Source organism: Rhodococcus sp. 1R11 (genome assembly GCF_004563845.1).
In the GTDB taxonomy this organism is placed as follows: domain Bacteria; phylum Actinomycetota; class Actinomycetes; order Mycobacteriales; family Mycobacteriaceae; genus Rhodococcoides.
Genome location: NZ_SPNG01000038.1, coordinates 1 through 513 on the forward strand (window position 1 = coordinate 1; position 513 = coordinate 513).

Here is a 513-nt window from a genome sequence, read left to right on the forward strand (position 1 = left end):
CCGTGGGACGAGGGCCGCAACTTCGCCGCCCTCGGCGGCAAGGACTACGACCCGGAGCAGTCCAAACTCTCCGACGTCGCGCAGGCCGCGATGATCACCAACCTGCTCACCGAGGACAACCTGCCGTCCTACCACCGTGAGATCGCCGAGAACTTCTCCCAGGACGGTGCCTGGGGAACCTGGGTCGGCCGCTGGACCGCCGAAGAGAACCGCCACGGCATCGTCATGCGCGACTACCTCGTCGTCACCCGCGGCGTCGACCCCGTCGCCCTCGAAGAAGCCCGCATGATCCATATGACCAACGGCTACGCGTCGCCTGCCGGGGCCGGGGTCGGTTTGCTGCACTCGGTGGCGTACGTGACGTTCCAGGAACTCGCCACCCGCGTCTCGCACCGCAACACCGGCAAGGTCTGCGACGACCCGATCGCCGACCGCATGCTCCAACGCATCGCCGCCGACGAGAACCTGCACATGATCTTCTACCGCAACATCACCGGCGCAGCGATGGACATC

1 protein-coding gene is annotated in these 513 nt (G+C 66.7%); it reads left to right on the forward strand.

What is annotated here, in order from left to right:
* Positions 1-513 (forward strand): acyl-ACP desaturase (locus E4P29_RS25800; protein WP_167735625.1); only part of this gene is annotated, 513 nt, incomplete at both ends.